The sequence below is a fragment of the Streptomyces xanthii genome (assembly GCF_014621695.1).
Lineage (GTDB): Bacteria > Actinomycetota > Actinomycetes > Streptomycetales > Streptomycetaceae > Streptomyces > Streptomyces xanthii.
This window is the reverse complement of the sequence record NZ_CP061282.1, coordinates 155,207-179,315: the sequence shown is the minus strand read 5'-3', so window position 1 is coordinate 179,315 and position 24,109 is coordinate 155,207. Positions and strand designations below refer to the sequence as shown.

At 75.4% G+C, this 24,109-nt stretch carries 4 protein-coding genes; all 4 read right to left on the bottom strand.

The window, feature by feature from the left end; genetic code table 11:
• Positions 1-3: 3 nt before the first annotated feature.
• Complete coding sequence (locus tag IAG42_RS36460; RefSeq protein ID WP_188341904.1) at positions 4-14,547, bottom strand: non-ribosomal peptide synthetase; 14,544 nt, start codon at positions 14,545-14,547, stop codon at positions 4-6.
• Complete coding sequence (locus IAG42_RS36455) at positions 14,544-22,337, bottom strand: non-ribosomal peptide synthetase (protein ID WP_188341903.1); 7,794 nt, start codon at positions 22,335-22,337, stop codon at positions 14,544-14,546. Before IAG42_RS36455 ends, IAG42_RS36460 begins: the two co-directional genes overlap by 4 nt.
• A gap of 102 nt (positions 22,338-22,439) precedes the next feature.
• On the bottom strand, positions 22,440-23,168 hold the full coding sequence (locus IAG42_RS36450; protein ID WP_188341902.1) for a helix-turn-helix transcriptional regulator: 729 nt from the start codon (positions 23,166-23,168) through the stop codon (positions 22,440-22,442).
• A 131-nt stretch (positions 23,169-23,299) separates the two neighbouring features.
• The gene (locus tag IAG42_RS36445) at positions 23,300-24,106 is read right to left on the bottom strand and encodes a 4'-phosphopantetheinyl transferase family protein (RefSeq protein ID WP_188341901.1); all 807 of its coding nucleotides are present in this window, start codon (positions 24,104-24,106) and stop codon (positions 23,300-23,302) included.
• Positions 24,107-24,109 lie beyond the last annotated feature (3 nt).

Sequence of the window (24,109 nt, the reverse complement as noted above, 5' to 3'; positions counted from 1 at the left end):
CGTTCAGTGGCCGGCCCGCGGGGCGCGGCGGTCCGCCAGGGTGCGTGCGATCCGGCCAAGGGCCTCGGGCCGGGCGAGGCCGGCGTGGTCGGTGTCCAGGTGGTGCTCCTCGACCCGGCCGGACACGTAGGGGCTCCAGTTGCCGGGGGTGAGCGCGGGGTCGGTGCGGCCGACGGTGGCGCCGAAGAACACCAGGTCGCCGTCGAACCGGGCGGGCCGGAAGTCGGCGATGAGCCGCGTGTTGTTGAGGAAGACGGTGACCATGCGGGTGACCGAGGCGTCGTCGAGGTGGGCGAGCGCGCTGCCGGTCTCGCCGAGCCGTTCGAGGACGGCGGCGCGTTCCAGGGGTGCGTCGCCGAAGGCCTCGGCGCGGTCGACTCCCGCGGCGTTGAGCAGGATCGCGAGGACCTGTTCCTCGCCGACCTCGTGCTCGGTGCCGTCGTAGGCGTCGGGGTAGCCGTCGAGGACGGCGAGGAGGCTGACCTCGGCGCCCTCTTCCTGGAGCCGGGTGGCGACGGCGTGGGCGACGAGGCCGCCGAAGGACCAGCCGAGGAGCTCGTAGGGGCCCTCGGGGACGGTCTTGCGGATCTGGTCGGCGTAGTCGCGGGCCATGGCGTCGATGTCGGCGGGCAGCGGCTCCTCCTGGCTCAGGCCGCGGGCCTGGAGCGCGTACAGGGGCTGCTCGCGGTCGATGTGGCGCAGCAGTCCGGAGTAGATCCAGCCGAAGCCGCCGGCCGGGTGGACGCAGAACAGCGGGGTGCCGCCGCCGCCCGCGCGCAGGGGCAGCACGACGCCGAACGGGTCCTGCCGGCCGCCCGGTTCGCCGTCGATGCGCGCGGCGAGCGCGGCGACGGTGGGGGCTTCGAAGAGGGTGCGTACGCCGATGTCGCCGCCGAGTTCGGCGCGGACGCGTCCGGCGAGGCGGGTGGCGAGCATGGAGTGGCCGCCGAGTTCGAAGAAGTTGTCGTCGATGCCGACCCGTTCGGCGCCGAGGACCTCGGCGAACAGCCGGCACAGCAGTTCCTCGCGCGGACCGCGCGGCAGCCGTCCGGTGCCGCCGCCCCACACGGGTTCGGGCAGGGCGGCGCGGTCGAGCTTGCCGTTGGGGGTGACCGGCAGGGAGGACATGGGCACGAAGACGGCCGGGACCATGTAGTCGGGCAGCGACTGCTCCAGTTCGGCGCGGAGTTCGCCGGTGGGCACGTCCTCGCCGACGAGGTAGGCGACGAGGGCCTTGTCCCCGCCGGGGCCGGGGCGGGCGACGACGGCGGCGCGGGTGACGGCGGGGTGGGTGGCCAGGGCGGTCTCGATCTCGCCGGGTTCGACGCGGAAGCCGCGGATCTTGACCTGCTGGTCGGCCCGGCCGAGGAACTCCAGGAGGCCGCGGGTGCCGCGCCGGGCGATGTCGCCGGTGCGGTACATGCGTCCGCCGACGTCGCCGAAGAGTTCGGCGTACGGGTCGGCGGTGAACCGCTCGGCGGTGCGGGCCGGCTGGTCGAGGTAGCCGCGGGCGAGGCCGGCGCCGGCGATGTACAGCTCACCGGGGACGCCGGGCGGCACGGGCCGCAGGCGCTCGTCCAGCACGTAGGCGCGGGTCTCGTCCAGGGGGCGGCCGATGGGCACGGCGGCCGGGACCTGTCCGGCCTCGGTGAAGCGGTGCCAGGTGCAGCCGAGGGTGATCTCGGTCGGCCCGTACAGGACCTTGACGGTGGTGCCGGGGCAGGCTTCGAGGACGCGGCGCACGGCGGTGGGCGACACGACGTCGCCGCCCGTCCACACGTCCTTGACGCCCGCGAAGACCTCGGGGGCCTCGTCGGCGACGACACCGAGCAGCCCGGCGGTCAGCAGCAGCGACGTGACGCCCTGCTCGGCCAGGACGCCGCGCAGGGCGTGCGCGTCGATGTTGCCGGGCGGCGCGACGACGATGCGGCCACCGGCCAGAAGGGGGCTCCACAGTTCGTAGGTGGAGATGTCGAAGGCGTAGGGGCTGTGCATGAGGACGCGGGAGTCGGCGGTGGTCTCCCAGCAGCGGTCCACGGCGAGGGCGATGGCGTCGCCGTGGGTGATGCCGATGCCCTTGGGCACGCCGGTGGAGCCCGAGGTGTACATGATGTACGCCAACTGGTCGGGCAGCACGGAGACTTCGGGGGCATCGGCGCGCACGGCACCCGGCCCGTCGTCCGGGGTGAGGGTGCGGACGCCCAGGCGTGCGGCGGTCGCGGCGTGCGTGTCGTCGGTGAGGAGCAGGGTCGCGCCGGTGTCGGACAGCACGTGCCGCATCCGGTCCTCGGGGTAGCCGGTGTGCAGCGGCACGTAGGCGCCGCCCGCCTTGAGGACGGCGAGTGTGGTGACGACGAGGTGCGCGGAGCGTTCCTGGAGGACGGCCACGGGTGTTCCCGGGCGGACGCCCTCGGCGACGAGGCGGTGCGCCAGCGCGTTGGCGCGGGCGTCCAGGGCGGCGTAGGTGAGGGTCGTGCCGCCGGGTTCGGTGACGGCGACGGCGTCCGGTGCCGCGGCGGCGCGCTCCGCGACGCGGCGCGGCAGTGAGGCGTCGGCGGCCTCCCGGCCGGGGCGGTGTGCCGTGTCGTTCCAGCCGGTGAGGACCAGGCTGCGCTCCCCCGCGCCCAGGACGGGCACGTCGGTGATGCTCATGTCGGGGTCGGTGGAGACGTAGCGCAGGAAGGAGATCAGGCGGTCGGTGAGCGCCTCGGCGGTCGCCGCGTCGAACAGGTCGGTGCTGTACTCGAGCACGGCGTCGATGCCCTGGGGCTCGCCGTCCGTGTGCCGTTCGGCCAGGTTGAACGTCAGGTCGAACTTGGCGGCGCCGAGGGCGACCACCTCGGGCCGCACGGTGAGGCCGGGCAGTTCCAGGAGGGCTTCCGGGGTGTTCTGGAGAGCCAGCAGCACCTGGAAGAGCGGGTGGCGGGACAGGGAGCGTCCGGGACTGAGCTCCTCCACGAGCTTGTCGAAGGGCATGTCCTGGTTGGCGTACGCGGCGAGGTCGAACTCGCGGACGCGGTCGAGGAGTTCACGGAAGCTGGGGTCGCCGGAGGTGTCGGTGCGCAGCACGAGGGTGTTGACGAAGAAGCCGACGAGATCGTCGAGGGCGTCGTCGGTACGGCCCGCGATCGGACTGCCGACCGGGATGTCGGTGCCCGCGCCGTGCCGGGTGAGGACCGCGGACAGGGCGGCCTGGAGCACCATGAAGAGGCTGGCGCCGCCGGTGCGGGCCAGGTCGAGCAGTTGCCGGTGCAGGGCGGGGTCGAGGGTGCGGAAGACGGCTTCGCCGCGGTGTGCGGGGACGGCCGGGCGGGGCCGGTCGGCGGGCAGTTGCAGCTCGTCGGGCAGGTCGGCCAGGGCTTCCTTCCAGTAGGCGCTCTGCCGGGCGACGGTGCTGGCCGGGTCCGTCGCGTCGCCGAGCACCTCGCGCTGCCACAGCGTGTAGTCGGCGTACTGCACGGGCAGCGGCGCGAACTCGGGGGCGCGGCCGGCCCGGCGGGCGTCGTAGGCGGTGACCAGGTCGCGGGTGAGCGGGGCGAGGGACCAGCCGTCGCCGGCGATGTGGTGCAGCAGCAGGAGCAGGACGTGCTCCCGCTCGCCGATGCGGAACAGGACGGTCCGCAGGGGCAGGTCGGTGGTGAGGTCGAAGGAGTGCCGTGCGGCGGCGGCGAGTTCGGCGGCGAGCCCGTCCTCGGTGGTGTCGCGCAGGTGCAGGACGGGGCGGGCCTCGTCCGGGGCGAGGATGTGCTGGCGGGGGCCGCCGTCCTCCTGCTCGGGGAAGACGGTGCGCAGGGTCTCGTGGCGGGCCGTCACGTCGGCGAGGGCCGCTTCGAGGGCTTCCGCGTCCAGGGTGCCGGTCAGGCGCAGGCCCACCGGCATGTTGTAGCCGGGGTCGCCGCCGGTGAGCCGACCCAGGAACCACAGCCGCCGCTGGGCGGGCGACAGGGGCAGGGTGTCCGGCCGGGGCCTGGACACGAGGGCGGGACGGCTCCGGCCGTGCTCGGCCGCGGCCACGGCCTCGGCGAGCCGCGCCACGGTGGGCCCTTCGAACAGGTCGCGCAGCGAGATCTCGGCGCCCAGGACGGTACGGACGCGGCTGAGCAGCCGGGTGGCGAGCAGGGAGTGTCCGCCGAGGTCGAAGAAGTTGTCGTCGATGCCGACCCGTTCGGCGCCGAGGACCTCGGCGAACAGGCCGCACAGGACCTCCTCGCGCGGGTCGCGCGGGGCGCGGCCGGCCGCGTCGGGGGCGTCCGGGGCTGGCAGTGCCGCGCGGTCCAGCTTGCCGTTCGGGGTGAGCGGCAGCTCGTCCAGGGCGATCCAGGCGGAGGGCACCATGAAGTCGGGCAGCTTCGCGGCGAGGCGGGCGCGGACCTCGGCGAGGTCGACGCCGTCGCGGGTGACGACGTAGGCGACGAGGCGATCGCCGTGCGGGACGGCGGCGGCGCGGACGACGCCCGGGTGGGCGGTGAGCTCCGCCTCGACCTCGGCGGGCTCCACGCGGAAGCCGCGGATCTTGACCTGGTGGTCGACGCGTCCGGCGAACTCCAGCAGGCCGTCGGCGTTCCAGCGGCCGAGGTCGCCGGTGCGGTACATACGGGTGCCGGGGGCGCCGAACGGGTCGGCGACGAACCGCGCGGCGGTCTGGGCGGGCTGCCCCAGGTAGCCGCGGGCGACGCCCGCGCCCGCGAGGTACAGCTCGCCGGTGACGCCCGGCGGCACGGGGCGCAGGGCGCTGTCGAGGACGTAGACGCGGTCGTGGTCGACGGGGCGTCCGATCGGCGCGGAGGCCGGCCAGTCGGCCGGGTCGGCGGGCAGGGTGTGGGTGGTGACGGCGTGCGTCTCGGCGGGGCCGTACACGTTGTGCAGGCGCCGGCCGGGGAGCGCGTGGGCGAGGTCGCGGACGCGGGCGCTGGGGGTGAGGGCCTCGCCGCCCTGGAGGATGTCGGTGAGCCGGGGCAGGGTGCGGCCCGCCTCGGCGGCGGCCTCGGCGACGGCCTCGACGACGAGGTTCGGCGCGAAGAGCTCGGACACCTCCTGCTCGTCGAGCCAGGCGGCGAGGAGTTCGGCGCTGTGCCGCACGTCCTCGGACGGCACGACCAGGGCCTTGCCCATGACCAGCGGGGAGAGGATCTCCTGGACGGAGAAGTCGAAGCCGATGGCGGTGAACTGGGCGGTGCGCACACCGGCCGCGCCGGGGAAGCGGCGGGCGTGCCAGGTCAGCAGGTTCTCGAGGCCGCTGCCGGGCATGACGACGGCCTTGGGCGTGCCGGTGGAGCCGGACGTGTAGATGACGTACGCCGGATGCTGCGGCAGCAGCGCCGACGCCCGCTCACCATCGGTCAGATTCCCGTCCGCGTACCCCTCAAGACCCGCCGGCATCGCCTCCAGAACCAGCGCCGGAGCCGCGTCCTGCAGCATGAACGCGATCCGCTCCGCCGGATACGACACGTCCACCGGCAGATACGCGCCACCCGCCTTCAGCACCGCCAGCAGCGCCACATACAGATCCAGCGAACGCGGCATGCGCAGAGCGACCACGCTCTCCGGGCCCACACCCCGCTCCACCAGATACCGCGCCAGCCGGTTCGCCCGCGCGTTCAGCTCCGCGTACGTCAGCGACGCGTCGTCGTGCACCAGTGCCACGGCGTCCGGCGTCCGCGTCACCTGGCGTTCGAAGAGCTCCGGGACGCGCGCGTCCTCGGGCCGCTCCGTCGCCTCGGTCTCGTTCCAGTCCTCGAGGACCCGCCGGCGTTCGGCGGGGTCGAGGAGTTCGATGCGGTTCACGCGGGCGCCGGGGTCGTCCGCGACGGCTTCGAGGAGGCGCAGCAGCCGGTCGACGAGGGCCTGGGCGGTGCTCCGCTCGAACAGGTCGGTGCTGTACTCCAGGGCGGCGCGGACGCCGCCGGGCGCGCCGTCGCCCGCGCGCAGTTCGACCATGCTCAGGTGCAGGTCGAACTTGGCGACGCCGACGCCGACGGCCAGTGCCTCGGCGGAGAGGCCGGGCAGGGTGAGGCGGGCCTCGCCGCTGTTCTGGAAGGCGAGCATGACCTGGAAGAGCGGGTGCCGGGACAGGGAGCGCTCGGGGCGCAGCCGTTCCACGAGCTTCTCGAAGGGCACGTCCTGGTTGGCGTAGGCCGCGAGGTCCGTCTCCCGTACGCGGTCGACGAGTTCGGCGAAGGTGGGGTCGCCGGAGGTGTCGGTGCGCAGCACGAGGGTGTTGACGAAGAAGCCGACGAGGTCGTCGAGGGCGTCGTCGGTGCGGCCCGCGATCGGGCTGCCGACCGGGATGTCGGTGCCGGCCCCGTGCCGGGTGAGCAGGGTCGCGAACGCGGCCTGGAGCACCATGAACAGGCTGGCCCGGCGTTCGCCGGCGAGCGCGGCTAGCCGCTGGTGCAGGGCGGGTTCGATGAGGAACGGCACCTGGTCGCCGCGGTGGGTGGCGACCGCGGGGCGGGGCCGGTCGGTGGGCAGCCGCAGCTCCTCCGGGATCCCGTTCAGGGCCTCGGCCCAGTGGGCGAGCTGGCGGGCGTGGCGGCTGTCCGGGTCGTGCTCGTCGCCGAGCAGTTCGCGCTGCCAGAGGGTGTAGTCGGCGTACTGGACCGGCAGCGGCGCGAAGTCGGGGGCGCGGCCGGCGCGGCGGGCGGCGTAGGCCTCGGTGAGGTCGCGGGCGAGCGGCGGCCAGGACCAGCCGTCGCCGGCGATGTGGTGCATGAGCAGGAGCAGGACGTGCTCCCGCTCGCCGAGCTCGAACAGGGTGGCGCGCAGGGGCGGTTCGTGGGCGAGGTCGAAGCCGCGGCGGGCGGCCTCGGCGAGGTCGGCCTCCAGCGCTTCGGCCGTGGCGGTCCGGGTCTCGAGGGCGGGGATGGCCGGTTCGAGGATCTGCTGGCGCGGGACGCCGCCGCGCTCGGGGTAGACGGTGCGCAGCGCCTCGTGGCGGGCGGTGACGTCGCCGAGGGCGGCGCGCAGGGCGTCCCGGTCCAGGTCGCCGGTCAGGCGCAGGCTCATCGGGATGTTGTAGGTGGCGCTGGGGCCCTCCATGCGGTGCAGGAACCAGAGCCGGTACTGGGCGAAGGACAGCGGCACCTCGTCGGGGCGGGTGCGGGCGGTCAGGGCGGGCCGGGCCTCCTGGGCGCCGTCGATGCGTTCGGCGAGCGCGGCGACGGTGGGGGCCTGGAACAGGTCGCGGACGGCGAGTTCGGCGCCGAGCACGGTGCGGATGCGGCTGAGGAGCCGGGTCGCGAGGAGCGAGTGACCGCCGAGGTCGAAGAAGCTGCGGTCGATGCCGACGCGGGGCAGGCCGAGCACCTCGGCGAACAGGGTGGAGAGGATCTCCTCGCGCCGGGTGCGGGGCTCCTGTCCGGTGGCCTCGGCGCCCTGGTCGGGGGCGGGCAGGGCGGCCCGGTCGAGCTTTCCGTTGGCCGTCAGGGGCAGCGCGTCGAGCATCACGTAGGCGGCGGGGGCCATGTGGGCGGGCAGCCGCTCGGCGACGAGGTCGCGCAGAGCGCCGGTGAGCCGGGTGTCCTCGCCGCCCCGGGCGGGGTCGTTGGCGAACGGCCGGGCCTCGCCGCCGCGCGGCAGGTGGGCCGGGCCGTCGCCCCGGTACGCGTCGAAGGTGTCGTCGCGGGCGCCCCAGGTGCACCGGGCGCCGAGGGCGTGGAGGGTGTCGGGGTCGAGGGCCTCGGCGGGCAGCGGCCCGTCGAGCAGTCCGGCGGCCTCGGCGGCGGCCGGCCCGTCGAGCGCGCGCAGGGCGGCGCTCTCGCGGACGAGGCGGGCGTTGGGGATGCCGGTGATACGGAGGGGGCCGCCGTGGCGCAGCGCCTCTTCGAGCGCGTCGGCGGTGTCGAGGTCCGTGCCCCAGACGAGGGTCCGCTCTCCCCCGGCCTTGCGGTCGTCCTGGCCGGCGCCGTCGGCGGGGGCGCGGCGCAGCGTGACGTCGTAGCGGTGGCGGCTCATCTCGTTGTGGTGGGAGCCGACGCGCAGGGTGATGTCGGCGCCGGCGAACAGCGGCTCGCGCGCGGCGAGGTCCGTGAAGAAGTCGGGGTCGAGGAGGAGTTCCTTCTCGGTGGTCAGGGACTGCTCCACGGCGGCGCGCACGGCGGCCGGGTCGGCGAAGGCGCCGGCGCGGCGCAGTTCCACGGCGGTGCGGAACGTGCGCAGGGTGCGCAGGTTGCGGACGTCGCCGAGGAAGACGGTGCCGCCGGGGACCAGGAGCCGGGCGGCGGCGCGCAGCACGTCGGCGAGGTAGTCGGCGTTCGGGAAGTACTGGACGACGGAGTTGACGACGACGGTGTCGAAGCGGCCCTCGGGCAGGCCCTGCGTCTCGTGCGCGGCGCCCGCGCGCACGGTGACCTTCCCGGCCAGGTCGGGCCGGGTCTCCAGGCGGGCACGGAGCTGGTCGACGACGCTCGCGGACAGGTCGGTGCCCCAGTACTCGCTCACGTGCGGGGCCACCTGGGAGAGGATCAGGCCGGTGCCGCAGCCGATCTCCAGGACCCGGCGCGGCCGCAGGGCGAGGACGCGGTCGACGGTGGCCGCGCGCCATTCGCGCATCTCGGCCAGGGGGATCTCGGCGCCGGTGTAGCTGCTGTTCCAGCCGGAGAAGTCCTCGCCGAACGCGCGGCCGGGCTCGGCCTCGTAGAGCTGCTCGTACGTCTCCTGCCACATGTCGATCTGGTCGGCGCCGCGGGCGGTGTCCCGCTCGGTGCCGTGCGGGTCGCGCACGACGTAGGCCACGAGGCGCTTGCCGGTGCCGGCGAGGCCGTCCTCGCGGGCGACGACGGCGGCGGTGGCGACGGCGGGGTGCGCGGTGAGCGCCGCCTCGATCTCGCCGGGTTCGACGCGGAAGCCGCGGATCTTGAGCTGCTGGTCGGCGCGGCCCGCGAACTCCAGGGTGCCGTCGGCGCGCAGGCGCGCCAGATCGCCGGTGCGGTACATGCGGGCGCCCGTCTCGCCGAACAGCAGCGCGTACGGGTCGGGCACGAACCGGGCGGCGGTCAGCTCGGGGCGGCCGAGGTAGCCGCGGGCGAGCCCGGTGCCGGCGACGTACATCTCGCCGGTGACGCCGGGCGGCACGGGACGCAGCCGCTCGTCCAGGACGTACACGCGGGCGCCGGGCACGGGGCGCCCGATCGGGGGCACGACGGCGCCGGCGAGGGGCTCGCTCATGGTGGCGCACACGGTCGTCTCGGTGAGTCCGTACGCGTTGACCATGCGCCGGCCGGGGGCGAAGCGGGCCGTCTGGTCGGGGGCCGTGACGTCACCGGCGACGATCAGGTCGGTGCCGGGCGGCAGCGCGTCGTCGGGCAGCGCGGGCAGGGCGCTGGGCGGCAGGGCGATCAGGGTGACGCCCTGGTCGCGCACGAGCCGGGCGAGGCCCGGGCCCGGCAGCAGGTCGTCGGCGGCGGCGAGGACGAGCCCGGCGCCCGACAGGAGCGCGGCCGTCAGCTCCCACAGCGCGGCGTCGAAGCTGATGGACGCGAAGTTGAGGACGCGGCTTCCCGGGCCGAGGCCGAACCCGGCGAACTGTGCGGGCAGGGTCGCGGCCGCGGTGCCGTGGGGCACGACGACGCCCTTGGGCAGCCCGGTGGAGCCGGAGGTGTAGATGACGTACGCGGGGTGCTCCGGGCGCAGCGGCGCCGTGCGGTCCGCGTCGGTGAGCGGGGTGTCGGGATGGGCGCCCAGGTCCTGCGGCAGGGCGTCCAGGACGAGGGCCGGGCGGGCGTCGGCGCACATGTGCGCGATGCGGTCGGCCGGATAGTCCGGGTCGATGGGCAGGTAGGCGGCGCCGCTCTTCCACACGGCGAGCAGCGCGGTGATCAGGTCCAGGGAGCGGGGCAGGCGCAGGCCGACGATCCGCTCGGGTCCCGCGCCCTGGGCGACGAGCCGGCGGGCGAGCCGGTTGGCGCGCGCGTCGACCTGGGCGTACGTGAGCGTGCGGTCGCCCATGACCAGGGCGGTGGCGTCGGGGGTGCGGGCGGCCTGCTCCTCGAAGAGGGCGGTGAGGGTGGTCGCCGGGGCCGGTCCGGGGGCGTCCGCCGCCGTGTTGAGGCCGACGAGCAGCCGGTGGCGCTCGGCGGCGCCCAGCAGGTCGACGGAGCCGATGGTGCGCTTCGGGTCGTCGGCGACGGCCTCCAGGAGCCGGACCAGGCGCTCGCCGAGGGCCTCCACGGTGGTGCGCTCGAAGAGTTCGGTGCTGAACTCCCAGTCGCCGCGGATGCCCGCCCGGGTGCCGTCCGCGGTGTGCTCCTCGACGACGGCGAGACCCAGGTCGAACTTGGCGAAGCCGACGCGGACGGGTTCGGGCGCGACGGTCAGGCCGGGCAGGGCGAGGTCGGCGGCGGGCATGGACTGGAGCGCGAGGACGACCTGGAAGAGCGGGTTGCGGGCGAGGGACCGCTCGGGGTTGACCTCCTCGACGAGCTTCTCGAAGGGCAGGTCCTGGTGGGTGTAGGCGGCGAGGTCGAACTGCTTCACCCGCTCCAGGAGTTCGGCGAAGGTGGGGTCGCCGGAGGTGTCGGTGCGCAGCACGAGGGTGTTCACGAAGAAGCCGACGAGGTCGTCGAGGGCGTCGTCGGTGCGGCCCGCGATCGGGCTGCCGACCGGGATGTCGGTGCCGGCCCCGTGCCGGGTGAGCAGGGCGGCGAACGCGGCCTGCAGCACCATGAACAGGGAGCAGTCCCCGGCCTTGGCCAGGGCGGTGAGCTTCTCGTGCAGGGCGGCCGGGATCCGGAACGGCACGGTCTCGCCGCGGTGGCTCGCGACGGCGGGCCGCGCGTGGTCGGTGGGCAGCTCAAGGTGCGCGGGCGAGCCCTTGAGGGCCTCGCGCCAGTGCGCGAGCTGGGCGCCGTGCAGGGACTGGTCGTCGTTCTCGTCGCCGAGCAGGTCGCGCTGCCACAGCGTGTAGTCGGCGTACTGCACGGGCAGCGGCGCCCAGTCGGGGGCGCCGCCCGCGCTCCGGGCGGCGTAGGCGCGGCCGAGGTCGCGGGCCAGGGGCGCGAGGGACCAGCCGTCGCCCGCGATGTGGTGCAGCAGCAGGAGCAGGACGTGCTCCTGCTCGCCGAGCTCGAACAGGGTGGCACGCAGGGGCAGTTCGCGGGTCAGGTCGTAGGGCCGGGCTGCCTCCTGCGCGAGCCGCTCGGCGAGCGTCGCCTCCTCGGCGGGCTCCACGCCGAGCGCGGGCACGGCGTCGACGGCCGGCAGGATCTCCTGGTAGGGCTCACCCGCGTGGCTCGGGTAGCGGGTGCGCAGCGTCTCGTGGCGGGCGGTCAGGTCGGCGAGCGCGGCGCGCAGCGCGGCCCGGTCGACGTCGCCGCGCAGCCGGAGGGCGAGCGGGATGGTGTACGTGCTGTTGGGGCCGTCGAGCCGCCCGAGGAACCACAGCCGGCGCTGGGCGTACGAGAGCGGCAGCCGGCCCGGACGGGCCGCGGGCTCCAGGGCGGGGCGGGCTCCGGCGGCGCCGTCGAGCCGCTCGGCGAGTCCGGCGACGGTCGGCGCCTCGAACAGGTCGCGCAGGCTGATCTCGGCGCCGAGGACGGTGCGGACCCGGCTGATGAGCCGGGTGGCGAGCAGGGAGTGGCCGCCGAGGTCGAAGAAGTTGTCGTCGATGCCGGGCCGCGGGACCTTCAGGACGGTCGCGAACAGGTCGCAGAGGATCTCCTCGCGCGGGGAGCGCGGGGAGCGACGGACGGTGGTCGTCCGGGGCGCGGGCAGCGCGGCCCGGTCGAGCTTGCCGTTGGGGGTGAGCGGCAGCGCGTCGAGGGCGACGACTGCGGCCGGGACCATGAACTCGGGCAGGCCGCGGGCCAGTTCGGTGCGCAGGGCTGCGGGGTCGACGGGGCCCTGGGCGGGGACGACGTACGCGACGAGGCGTTTGTCGCCGGGCCGGTCCTCGCGGGCGAGCACGGCCGCGCGGGCGACGGCGGGCAGGGCGGTGAGGGCCGCCTCGACCTCGCCGGGCTCGATGCGGAAGCCGCGGATCTTGACCTGGTGGTCGGCCCGTCCGGCGAACTCCAGTTGTCCTTCGGCGTTCCAGCGGCCGAGGTCGCCGGTGCGGTACATGCGGGTGCCGGGGGCGCCGTACGGGTCGGCGACGAAGCGCTCCGCGCTCTGCGCGGGCCGGTTCAGGTAGCCGCGCGAGAGGCCCGCGCCCGCGAGGTAGAGCTCACCGACGGCGCCGGGGGCGACCGGGCGCAGCGCGCTGTCCAGGACGTAGGCGCGGGCGCCGGTGACCGGGGCGCCGACGGGAGCGCTCTCCGGCCAGTCGGCGGGGCTCTCGGGCAGGGCGGTGCCCGTCATCACGTGGGTCTCGGCGGGCCCGTAGTGGTTGTGCAGACGGCGCCCGGGGACGGCGGCGACGAACGCGCGCACGCCGGGGCCGAGGGTCAGGGCCTCGCCGGCCTGGGCGATGTGGCGCAGCGCGGGCAAGGTGCGGCCGGACTCCGCGGCTGCCTCGGCGACGGCCTCGACGACGAGGTTCGGGGCGTAGAGCTCGGCGATCTCGTGCGCGTCGAGCCAGGCGGTGAACTGCTCCCCGCTGCGCCGCACGTCCTCGGGCGGCACGACGAGGGTCTTGCCGTGCAGCAGGGTGCCGAGGATCTCCTGGGCGGCGACGTCGAAGCCGATGGTGGTGAACTGGGCGACGGGGGTCCCGGCCGGGCCGGGCATCTCGCGGGCGTGCCAGGCGAGCAGGTTGGCGAACGCTCCGCCGGGCATGACGACGGCCTTGGGCGTACCGGTGGAGCCGGACGTGTAGATGACGTACGCCGGATGCTGCGGCAGCAGCGCCGACGCCCGCTCACCGTCCGTCAGATCCCCGTCCGCGTACCCCTCAAGACCCGACGGCATCGCCTCCAGGACCAAGGCCGGAGCCGCGTCCTCCAGCATGAACGCGATCCGCTCCGCCGGATACGACACGTCCACCGGCAGATACGCGCCACCCGCCTTCAGCACCGCCAGCAGCGCCACATACAGATCCAGCGAACGCGGCATGCGCAGAGCGACCACGCTCTCCGGGCCCACACCCCGCTCCACCAGATACCGCGCCAGCCGGTTCGCCCGCGCGTTCAGCTCCGCGTAGGTGAGCGTGTCGGGGCCCACGGCGAGGGCCGCGGTGTCGGGGGTGCGGGCGGCCTGCTCCTCGAAGAGGGCGGGCAGGGTGTGGCCCGCGTCCGGGTCGCCGCTCGCGTTGAACTCCTCGACGACGCGGTGCTCCACGTCGGAGGGCAGCAGGGCGAGGCGGCCGACGGGCCGGTCGGCGCCGTGCTCGGCGACGGCGGCGAGCACCGTGTCGAGGCGGCGCAGCAGCTCCCGGGCGCCGCTCTCGTCGAGGACGTCGGAGCGGTGGTCGAGGCGGAAGCGGAGGGTCTCGCCGGGGATGGCGAGGAGGCTGAGCGGGTAGTGGGTGGCGTCGCCGACCTCGAAGCCGGCCAGGCGCAGGCCGCGGGACTCGGCGCGCAGGACGGCCGGGTCGAGCGGATAGTTCTCGAACACGACGACGGTGTCGAAGAGTTCACCGGTCCCGGCGGCGGCCTGGACGTCGGTGAGGGAGAGGTGGCGGTGCTCGATGAGCGCGGCCTGCTCCCGCTGGACCCGGCCGAGCAGCTCGCCGAGGGTCTCGGCGGGGCGGATCCGCACCCGGACGGGCAGGGTGTTGATGAACATGCCGATGGTGGACTCGATGCCGGGTATCTCCGGCGGCCGGTGGGCGACGGTGGCGCCGAACACGACGTCGTCGCGGCCCAGTTCGGCGCCGAGGAGCAGCGCCCACACGCCCTGGACCAGGGTGTTGAGGGTGAGGCCGAGGGAGCGGGCGAGGGTGGTGAGGCGCTGGGTGGTCGGGGCGTCGGTCTCGTGCCAGATCTGCCCGGGCAGCGCCGCCGCGGCGGCGCCCCGGCCGGATCCGGCGTCCGCGACCAGGCTGGGCCCGTCGAGGTCCGCGAGGGCGGTGCGCCAGGCGGCGCGGGCCGCGTCGTCGTCGCGGCCGGCGAGCCAGCCCAGGTAGGCGCGGTACGGGGTGACGGGCGGCAGGCCGGCGTCGTCGCCCGCGCTGCCGTACAGCGTGAAGAGTTCCTTCACGAGCAGCGGCATCGACCAGCCGTCGAGGAGCAGGTGGTGCGTGGTGAGCACGAGTTTGTGGTGGTCCGGGCCGAGCGCGAGCAGACCGAACCGGATGAGCGGCGGGGTGCCCGGGTCGAAGCGCTCGGCGCGGTCGTCGGCGACGTACGCGGCGACGGCGCGCTCGCGTTCCTCGTCGCCGAGCCCGGTGAGGTCGCGGGTGCGCCAGGGCAGCGGCACCTCGTGGGGCACGAACTGCACGGGCCGCTCGACGTTCTGCTGCCAGAAGCCGGCCCGCAGGTTCGGGTGGCGGCGCAGCAGTCCGTGCACGGCCGCCTTCAGGTCCTCCTCGACGAGGGGGCCGCGCAGCTCGAAGACCATCTGGACGGTGTAGACGTCCGTGCCCTCGGTCTCGGCGCCGTAGGCGACCTGGAAGAGGAGTCCTTCCTGGAGCGGGGACAGGGGCAGGACGTCGGCGAGTCCGGACTGCGTCATCGGGCTACCTTCCAGGCGGCTTCGAGCTGGTCGATCTGGTCCTGACTGAGCGAGACCAGGGACAGGTCGGAGGGAGTGATACCGCCCGCGTCGGGGCGCGTGGTGTGGGTGACGAGGGCCTCCAGGGCGTGGAACCAGCTCTCGGCGAGGTCGCGGACGGCGGCCTCGTCGAGGAGCCGGCCCGCCCAGGTCCAGACGGCCTGCAGACGGGGGCCGGAACTCTCGTCCCGGGTGTGCGCGTTGACCTCGACGGCGTGCGCGAGGGGCAGGGTGGGGTCGGTGCCGTCGCCGATCAGGTCGGCGTCGGGGGCGGCGGTCCACAGGCTGCCGTCGGCGGCGGGGAAGCGGCCCAGGTAGTTGAACCCGATCGCGGGGGTGCCGTGCGGGGCGAGCGCGGCGAGGCTGCGGCCGGTGCGGGCGTCGAGGTGGCGCAGCAGGCCGTGGCCGATGCCGCCGTCGGGGATCTCCCGCAGCTGTTCCTTGACGCGTTTGACGGCCTGTCCGGCCGCGGGTCCGCCGGCCAGCGCGTCGGCGCGGTCGAGCGGTCCGGGCGCGATCCGTACGGGGTACATGCTGGTGAACCAGCCGACGGTGCGGGAGAGGTCGGCGCCGCTGTCGCCGCCTTCGCGGCCGTGGCCCTCCAGGTCGATGAGGACGGCGTCGCTGTCGCCGAGGCCGCGGCGCCGGCGCCAGTCGGCGACGGCGAGCGCGAACGCGGTGAGCAGCACGTCGTCGACCCGGCCGTGGAAGGCGGCGGTGACGGTGGTCAGCAGGGCGTTCGTGGTGCCGGTGTCGAGGTCGAGGCTGATGCCGCGGGCGGTGGCCGCCGTGTCCCGGGCGGGGTCGAGCGGCTCGGCGGTCACGGGGGCACCGCCGCCGGCCAGGGTGCGGGTCCACAGCTCCAGTTCGGCCGCGCGCTCGGGGCGGGCCGCCTCGGCCTCCAGGTGGCGGGCCCAGGCGCGGAAGGAGGTGCCGACCGGCAGGGGGGCGCCGGTGGCGCCGGGTTCGGTGGCCTCCCAGGCGGTCTTCAGGTCGGGCAGCAGGATGCGCCAGGAGACGCCGTCGACGACCAGGTGGTGCAGGGTCAGGAGCAGCCGGCCGGGCCGGTCCGGGCCGGCGTCGAGCCAGACGGCCTGGCCGCAGCGTCCGGCGAAGGGGTCGAGGCGGTCGCGGGCGGCGGCGGCCTGCTCGGCGGCCAGGGCGCGCAGCCCCGCGTCGTCGAGTCCGGCGGCGTCGACGCGGCGCACCCAGTCCTCGGCGCGGACGGTGCCGGGGGCGCCGACGCGCATCGACCAGCCGGTGCCGGTGTCCTCGCGGGTGAACACCGCGCGCAGCACGTCGTGGTGGTCGAGGAGGGTGCGGATCGCGGCGGTGAGCCGTTCGAGGCCGAGGTCCGGCGGGACCGGGACGACCATCGACTGGCTGAACGCCTCGACGGGGCCGCCGCGTTCGCGCAGCCAGTGCATGATCGGGGTGAGCGGCACCTCGCCGGTCGCCTCCGTGTCCAGGGCGCCCTGCCCGGCGGGCTCGGGTGCCTGGTCGAGGGACTCGGCGACGGTGGCGAGCGCGGCGACCGTCTTGTGCTCGAAGATCTGCGCGGCGTTCAGGGAGAGCCCGGCGCGGCGCGCCTTGCCGACGAGCTGGATGACCATGATGCTGTCGCCGCCGCGGTCGAAGAAGCTGTCGTCGATGGAGACGCCCTCGGCGCCGAGGACCTCGCCGAACAGCACCGCGAGGAGTTCCTCGCGCGGGGTGCGCGGGGCCCGGCCGGCCGCGTCGGACGCGCCGAAGTCCGGGACGGGCAGGGCGCGCCGGTCCAGCTTCCCGTTGGGGGTGAGCGGCAGGGCGTCCAGCCCGACGAACGCGGCGGGCACCATGTAGTCGGGCAGCGCCGCCGCGATGTGCGGGCGCAGCACGGCGGCGTCGGCCCCGGCGCCGGGCGCGGGCACCACGTAGGCGACGAGCCGCTTGTCGCCGGGCCGGTCCTCGCGCACCAGGACGGCGCACTGGGCGACGTGCGGGTGGGCGCCGAGCACGGACTCGATCTCGCCGAGCTCGATGCGGAAACCGCGCACCTTGACCTGGTGGTCGGCCCGGCCGAGGAACTCCAGGACGCCGTCGGGGCGGCGCCGGACGAGGTCGCCGGTGCGGTACATGCGGGCGCCGGGGACGGGGGCGAACGGGTCGGCGACGAACCGTTCCGCGGTGGCGTCGGGGCGCTTGAGGTAGCCGCGGGCCAGCCCGGCACCGCCGATGTACAGCTCGCCGGTGACGCCGGGCGGGACGGGCCGGAGCCGGTCGTCGAGGACGTGGCAGGTGGTGTTGTCGAGCGGGGTGCCGATGGGGACGGTCGTCTCCTGCTGCCAGGGCGCCCGCATGAAGTGGTGGGTGGCGAAGGTGGTGGCCTCGGTGGGCCCGTACCCGTCGACGACCATCGTGTCCGGGGAGGCGGCGAGGACCCGGCTGACGGCGGCCGGGGAGACGACGTCGCCGCCCGTCCACACCTCGCGCACGCCGGTGAAGCAGTGCGGGGACTCCTCGGCCAGCAGGTTGAACAGGCCGGAGGTGAGCCACATGCCGGTGACGCCGCCGTCGACGATCGCCCGTTCCAGGGCGCGGGTGTCGAGGTCCCCGGGCGGTGCGACGACGACCGCGCCGCCGGACAGCAGCGGCACCCACAGCTCGTACTGGGAGGTGTCGAAGGAGTACGGGGAGTGCAGCAGCACCCGGCGCTGGTGGCCGGTGCGCCAGCAGCGGTCGGCGGCGAGCGCGGCGACGTCGCCGTGGGTGATGGCGACGCCCTTCGGGTTCCCGGTCGACCCCGAGGTGTACATGACGTAGGCGAGCTGGTGCGGGTGGACGGGGACCACGGGGAGTACGTCGCCGTCGTCGGGGAGCGCGTCGACGACGAGCACCTCGGCGTCGCCCGCCCAGGAGGCGCAGTCGTGCTCGGCGTCGGTGACCCGGTCGGTCAGCAGCACCCGGGCGCCGACGTCCGCGGTGATCAGCCGCATCCGGGAGGCCGGGTAGCGGGTGTTGAGCGGTACGTAGAAGCCGCCCGCGCGGACCACGGCGAGCAGGGAGACGACGAGGTCGGCGGAGCGCTGCTGGAGGACGGCGACGGCCGACTCGCGGCCCACGCCCGCGTCCGCGAGCCGCCGGGCGAGCCGGCCGGACCTGCGGTCGAGTTCGGCGTAGGTGAGTTCGCGGCCGTCGTCGCCGACGACGGCGACGGCGTCGGGGGTGCGGGCGGCCTGTGCGGCGAACTGCTCGGCGAGGCCGCCGGGCGGCACGGGCCGTGCGGTGTCGTTCCAGCCGTCGAGCAGCGCGCGCTCCGCCGCGTCGAGCAGCTCGTGGCCGCCGACGGGTGCCTCGGGGGCGGTGACGGCCGCGTCCAGCAGGACGAGCAGGCGGCGTACGACCGACTCGGCGGTGTCGCGGTCGTAGAGCGCGACGTCGTACTCGAGGTCGCCGTCGATGCCGGCGAAGCCCCCGGTGTCGGTGCGGTGCTCGACGAGGTTGAACGTGAGGTCGAACTTGGCGACGCCGAAGTCGACGGGCTCGGGCCGTACGTGCAGTCCGCGCAGGGCGGCGCGGGCCTCGAAGTCCTGGTAGGAGAGGACCACTTGGAACAGGGGGTGGCGGGCGGCGGAGCGTTCGGGCTGGAGCCGTTCCACGACCCGGTCGAAGGGCACGTCCTGGTGGGCGTAGGCGCCCAGGGCGGCAGCGCGGACCCGGGCGAGCAGTTCGGTGAAGGAGGGGTCGCCGGAGGTGTCGGTGCGCAGCACGACCGGGTTGACGAAGAAGCCGACGAGGTCGTCGAGGGCGCTGTCGGGGCGGGCGGCGGTGGGGCAGCCGATGGGGATGTCGGTGCCCGCGCCCAGCCGGGTGAGCAGTCCGGCGAGCGCGGCCTGGAGCACCATGTGGCTGGTGGCGCCGTGCTCGCGCGCGTACGCGTCGATCCGGGTGTGCAGGCCGGCGCCGATGCGCAGCGGGACGGAGCCGCCGCGGTGTTCGGCTACCGGCGGGCGGGGCCGGTCGGCGAGGACGTCGAGCTGGTCGGGCAGTCCGGCCAGGGTCCGTTCCCAGTAGGCGAGCTGCCGTCCGGCGAGGCTGTCGTCGGCCCGCTCGTCGCCGAGGAGCTCGCGCTGCCACACGGCGAAGTCGCCGTAGGTCACGGGCAGCGGCGGGTAGTCGGGGGCGTGTCCGGCGAGGCGGGCGGAGTAGGCGGTGGCCAGGTCGGCCAGGAGCGGGCGCAGCGACCAGCCGTCGCCGGCGACGTGGTGCATGAGGACGAGCAGCACCTTGTCGCCGTCGGGCAGTGTGAACAGGTGGGCGCGCAGCGGGAGTTGGCAGTCGAGGTTGAAAGGGGTGCGGGCGGCGGCGGTGAGCGCGGCGGGCAGTTCCTCCGGCTCGGTGCGCGTCTCGACGATCCAGGGCCTGGCTTCCTCGGGCGGCAGCAGTCGCGGGGCGGCGCCGCGCTCGCCGCGCGGGTAGACGGTGCGCAGGCTCTCGTGCCGGGCGACGAGGTCGTGCAGGGCGTCGCGCAGGGCGCCGCGGTGCAGCGGGCCGGTGATCCGCAGCGCGATCGGCATGTTGTAGGTGGGCGCGGCCCCCTCGACCTCGCGCAGGACCCACATGCGGTGCTGGGCGTACGACATGGCGGGCTCGGTGCCGTGCGGCACGGGGCGCAGCGGCGGGCGGTCGGCGCGGGCGGCGACGGCGGCGCGCTCGGCGAGGCCGGCGGGGGTGGGTGCCTCGAAGAGGTCCTGCACGGTGAGTTCGGCTCCGAGGCGCTCGCGCACGGCACCGATGAGCCGTCCGGCCAGCAGGGAGTGGCCGCCGAGGGCGAAGAAGTCGCTGTCTCCTCCGATGCGGGCGTCCGTGCCGAGTCCGAGCACCTCGGCGAAGACGTGGCGCAGTGTCTCCTCCTCGGGCGTGGCCGCGGGCTCCAGCTCCGCGTGGGTGTCGTCGGCGGCCGCGGCGGGGGCCGGGAGCGCGGTGCGGTCGAGTTTTCCGTTGGCGGTCAGCGGCAGCGCGTCGAGCGGCGTGAAGGAGGCGGGCACGCAGTGGGCGGGCAGGGTCGCGGCGAGCAGCCGGCGCCAGTCGGCCGGGTCGGGGGCGCGGCCGGCCACGGGCACGGCGTAGGCGGCGAGGCGCCGGTCGCCGGGCCGGTCCTCGCGGACGACGACGGCGGCCTCGGCGACGCCGGGGTGGGTGGTCAGGGCGTTCTCGATCTCGCCGAGTTCGATGCGGAAGCCGCGGATCTTCACCTGCTGGTCGCCGCGGCCCAGGTAGGCGAAGGTGCCGTCGTCGAGGCGGCGGACGAGGTCCCCGGTGCGGTACATGCGGGAGCCGGGCGGGCCGTAGGGGTCGGCGACGAAGCGTTCGGCGGTCAGCGCGGGGCGGCCGAGGTAGCCGCGGGCGAGTCCGGCGCCGGACACGTACAGCTCGCCGGTGAATCCGGCGGGGACCGGGCGCAGGGCCGCGTCCAGGACCCGGGTGCCGAGGTCGGGCAGGGGGCCGCCGACGAGGGAGCGGGCGCCGGGGACGGCGTGCTCGGGGCCGAGCGGGGCGCAGGTGACGTGCACGGTCGTCTCGGTGATGCCGTACATGTTGACGAGCCGGGCGGTGGTGCCGCGCCGGGCGTACCAGTCGGCGAGCCGGGCGGGTTCGAGGACCTCCCCGCCGAACACAACCTGGCGCAGGGCGAGTTCGGGCGCGTCGGCGCCGCGTTCGCGGTCGGCGGTGTCGAGCTGGTGGAAGGCGGTGGGCGTCTGGCTGAGCACGGTGACCCGTTCCCGCGCGAGCAGGTCGAGGAAGTCGCCGGGCGAGCGGCTGACGGTGTACGGGACGACGACGAGGCGGCCGCCGTGCAGCAGGGCGCCCCAGATCTCCCACACGGAGAAGTCGAAGGCGTAGGAGTGGAACAGGGTCCACACGTCGTCGGTCTTGAAGTCGAACCAGGGGCGGGCGGCCGTGAAGAGGCGGAGCACGTTGGCGTGCGGGACGACGACGCCCTTGGGGCGGCCGGTGGAGCCGGAGGTGTAGATGACGTACGCCGGGTGGCCGCTGCCGACGGCGGCGCCGGGGTCGGTGTCCGGGTACGCGGAGAGGTCCTGGGCCATGGCCTCGGGGTCGAGCACGAGGACGGGCCGGGCGTCCTCGAGCATCCAGGCGAGCCGGTCGGCCGGGTAGTCGGGGTCGAGCGGCAGGTAGGCGGCCCCGGACTTGAGGACGGCGAGCAGCGCGACGACGAGGTCGGCGGAGCGCGGCAGGGTGAGCGCGACGAGCCGCTCGGGCCCCGCGCCGGCGGCGACGAGGTGGTGGGCCAGGCGGTTGGCGCGGGCGTCGAGTTCGGCGTACGTGAGCCGCTCGCCCTCGTGGCTGACGGCGACGGCGTCGGGGGTGGCGGCGGCGCGGGCCGCGAACAGGGCGTGCAGGGTGTCGCCGGCTCCCGGCGCGGGGTGCGGGGCGACCGGGTCGGGCGGCTGCTCCTCGCCGGGCAGCCGGGCGGGCGGCACGTCGGGTCCCGCCTGCGCCGCCGCGGTCAGGAACCGGGTGAAGCGGGCCAGGTGGGCGGCGGTCCCGGCGTCGTCGTACAGGTCCGGGTTGGCCTCGAGGTCGAGGCGGAGTCCGGCGTCGCCGGGCTCCTCGTAGAAGGAGAACTTCAGGTCGTCGACGGGGCCGGTGGACACCGGGTGCACGGTCGCGCCGAGGTCGCCGAACCGGGGGGCGTGCCCGTACGGCATCACGTTGACGACGGGGCCGTGCGTGGTGGTGCCGACGAGGCCGAGTGCGCGGCGGATCTCCTCCTGGCCGAGGCGCTGGTGGCGCAGCACGGGCGTCATGGCGTCGCGGGCGGCGCGCACGAGGTCGGCGAGCGGGGCGGCCGGGCGCGGCTCCAGGTGCAGGGGGTGCACATGGGCGACGGTGCCGGCGGCCTGGCGGGCGGCGGAGGTGCCGCGCACGGTCACCGGCAGGCTCAGGGTGATGCCCGCCTCCCCGGTCAGCCACTGCAGGTACGCGGCGACGACGGCCGGCGCGGCGACCGGCCAGCCGGTGTCGGCGGCGCGCGCGATGTCCTCCAGGCCGTCCAGGACGTCCCGGCCCAGAAGGACGGTGTGCCGGTGCGCGTGCGCGGCGGCCGGCGCCGTGGCTCCGGCCGGGGACACGGGGGCCCTCAGCGGCTGGGCGAGCCAGTGCGCGCGGTCCCGGTCGTGGGCGGGCGAGTCGCGCCACCGCGCCTCGGCGTCGGTGAGGTCGCGCACCGAGCTGTCGGCGGGCCCCGGGGTTCCGGTGTAGGCGCGGGCGACGCGGTCGGCGACCAGCCGGAAGCCGAAGCCGTCGAGCAGGAGGTGGTGCACGTGCTGGAACCAGCGGTGGTGCCCCTCCCCCAGCTTCAGCAGCGCCTGGGTGAACAGGGGGCGGCCCGCGGTGACGTCGAGGGGCCGGCCGATGACCTCGCGCATCCAGGCGTCGGCCGCGGCGGCCGGGTCGGCGGCCGTGCTGACGTCGACGTGGTGGACGGTGAACTCGGGGTCCGGGTCGGGGCTCTGACTCACGGTGCCGTCGGCATCCGTGTGGAAGCGCAGCCGCAGCGCGTCGGTGCGGGCGACGACCTCGCGCAGGGCCCGCTCGAAGCGGTCCGTGTCCAGCGGGCCCGTCAGCTCGATGTACTCGCCGGTGTTGAAGACGGGGCTGCGCGGGTCCCGAGCCTGGGCGAACCAGATGCCGAGTTGGGCCGCCGTCAGCGGCAGGCGCGCTACGTCGGGAACGGGAACAGGCACTCTTCCCCCAAAGTCCGGGCCGTCCGCTGCTGGTCGGCGCAGTACCGGCTCAGCCTCGCGGTCGGGGTTGACGGCGCGCTGACCCGGACCTGATGCGGGGCGTCAGCGCAGCCCGGACTCGAAGGCGTAGATGGCCACGTGGACGCGGTTGCGCACGCGCAGCTTCTGCAGCAGGTTCTGCACGTGTGTCTTGACGGTGTGTTCGGACAGCGTCAGGGACTGCGCTATCTCGGTGTTGGACAGGCCGCGCGAGACGAGGTCGAGGACCTGCCCCTCGCGGTCGGTCAGTGTGTCGGGCGGCACGTCGGACACGGTGCCCGTGCCCTGGCCCGTACGGGTGCCGACGCGGCGCGGCCGGTCGGGCGCGGCGTGCTCGGGTTCCGGACGGGCGCCGCGGCTCAGCGCGTAGCCGGCGGCGGCCAGGGACACGGCGGCGGCGAGCTGGCGCGCGGTGGTGGTGGCGGGCAGGTGTCCGCGCAGGAGCCGCGCGCTGTGCGCGTCCGGGTCGCAGCCGCCCACGGTGAGCACGGGCAGTTCGGGGTCGACGCCGGCCAGGAGCGCGGCGACCTCGTGGGGCTCGCGCGGTCCGTGCACGACGAGGACGTCGGGGCGGTGCGCGCGCAGCGCGGCCAGCGCGCGGGGGCCCGGCTCGTCGTCGCCGACGAAGGCGAGGCCCTCGTGGTCGGCGAGCAGTGCCATCACGCCCGCGCGGGCGAGGGCGTCACCGCCCATGAGGAAGATCCGCACCGTGCCCGGCGCGGGCGCGGCGGCACCGCCGGGCAGCACCCGCAGCCTGGTGGACCGTACGAGCTCGGCTCCCGCTTCCGGCATGACGTGCCCCCTCACGCACTCGGTGGATGCCGAGCACGCTATCCGCCACCGGGCCCGCGACCCCCTCCGCTCCAGCCGGTCTCGAGGGCCGGGCGAGCGCTTCCGGAGCAGGCCCCCTCCGGGAGCGGGTCCTAGAAGACGTCGGCCATGGCCGCCGCGAATCCCGGGTCCAGGGTGGTGCGCGCCGAGGTGTCGTGGGAAGTGTCCAGGCCCGCGTCGTGGCAGGCGGTGCTCAACAGGTAGCGGTCCAGGGCGTGATGGGTGGCGAAGGACCACTCGCCGCGCGAGGCGCGGTGGCCGTCCGGGGCGAGCAGCCGGCCGGTGCGCAGCCCGAAGCCGAACTCGGTGAAGCCGAGCCGCATGCCCTGGCCGAGCGCCTTCGTGTACGCCTCCTTCAGCGTCCACAGCCGCAGGGTCTCGGCGGTCTGCTCGTCCTGGGGCAGCGGGGCGAGTTCGGCGGCCTCCGACGGGGTGCACATCTGCGCCTGCAGCAGGTCGAACCGCATCTGCCGGTCCGCGGGTTCGGCGTCCACGCCGATGCGTCCGTCGCGGCTGAGCCCGACGGACATGAGGTCGCCGGTGTGCGTGAGACTCAGGTCGATCTGGTCGAACCCGCGCAGGTAGGGCCGCCCGCCCAGCCGGTACGACACCTCCAGCGACTCGGGGTCCACGCGCAGGGCCGCGGCCGCCGTGTACTTCATCAGCAGCCGCGACGCGACGAACCGGAGCCGCACGGTCGGGTCGGGGAGCCGCCGGTAGCGGGTCCAGTCCCGGCCGAGCAGCCGGCGCAGCCGGGGCTCGGTGACGGCGGCCGGCACCCATTCGCCCCAGGTCGTGTACACGACGGCGTTGCCGTACGCGGCCAGGTGCTCGGGCACCCTGCGCCACGGCCCGGCGGGCCGGACGTGCAGGGGCGGAGCGATCCTCGGCTGGTCCATGCA

What these genes read in the sequence shown, in the direction of transcription:
- IAG42_RS36460 (WP_188341904.1), bottom strand. Translation starts at nt 14,547, where the DNA reads ATGACGCAGTCCGGACTCGCCGACGTCCTGCCCCTGTCCCCGCTCCAG.
- IAG42_RS36450 (WP_188341902.1), bottom strand. Translation starts at nt 23,168, where the DNA reads ATGCCGGAAGCGGGAGCCGAGCTCGTACGGTCCACCAGGCTGCGGGTG.
- IAG42_RS36445 (WP_188341901.1), bottom strand. Translation starts at nt 24,106, where the DNA reads ATGGACCAGCCGAGGATCGCTCCGCCCCTGCACGTCCGGCCCGCCGGG.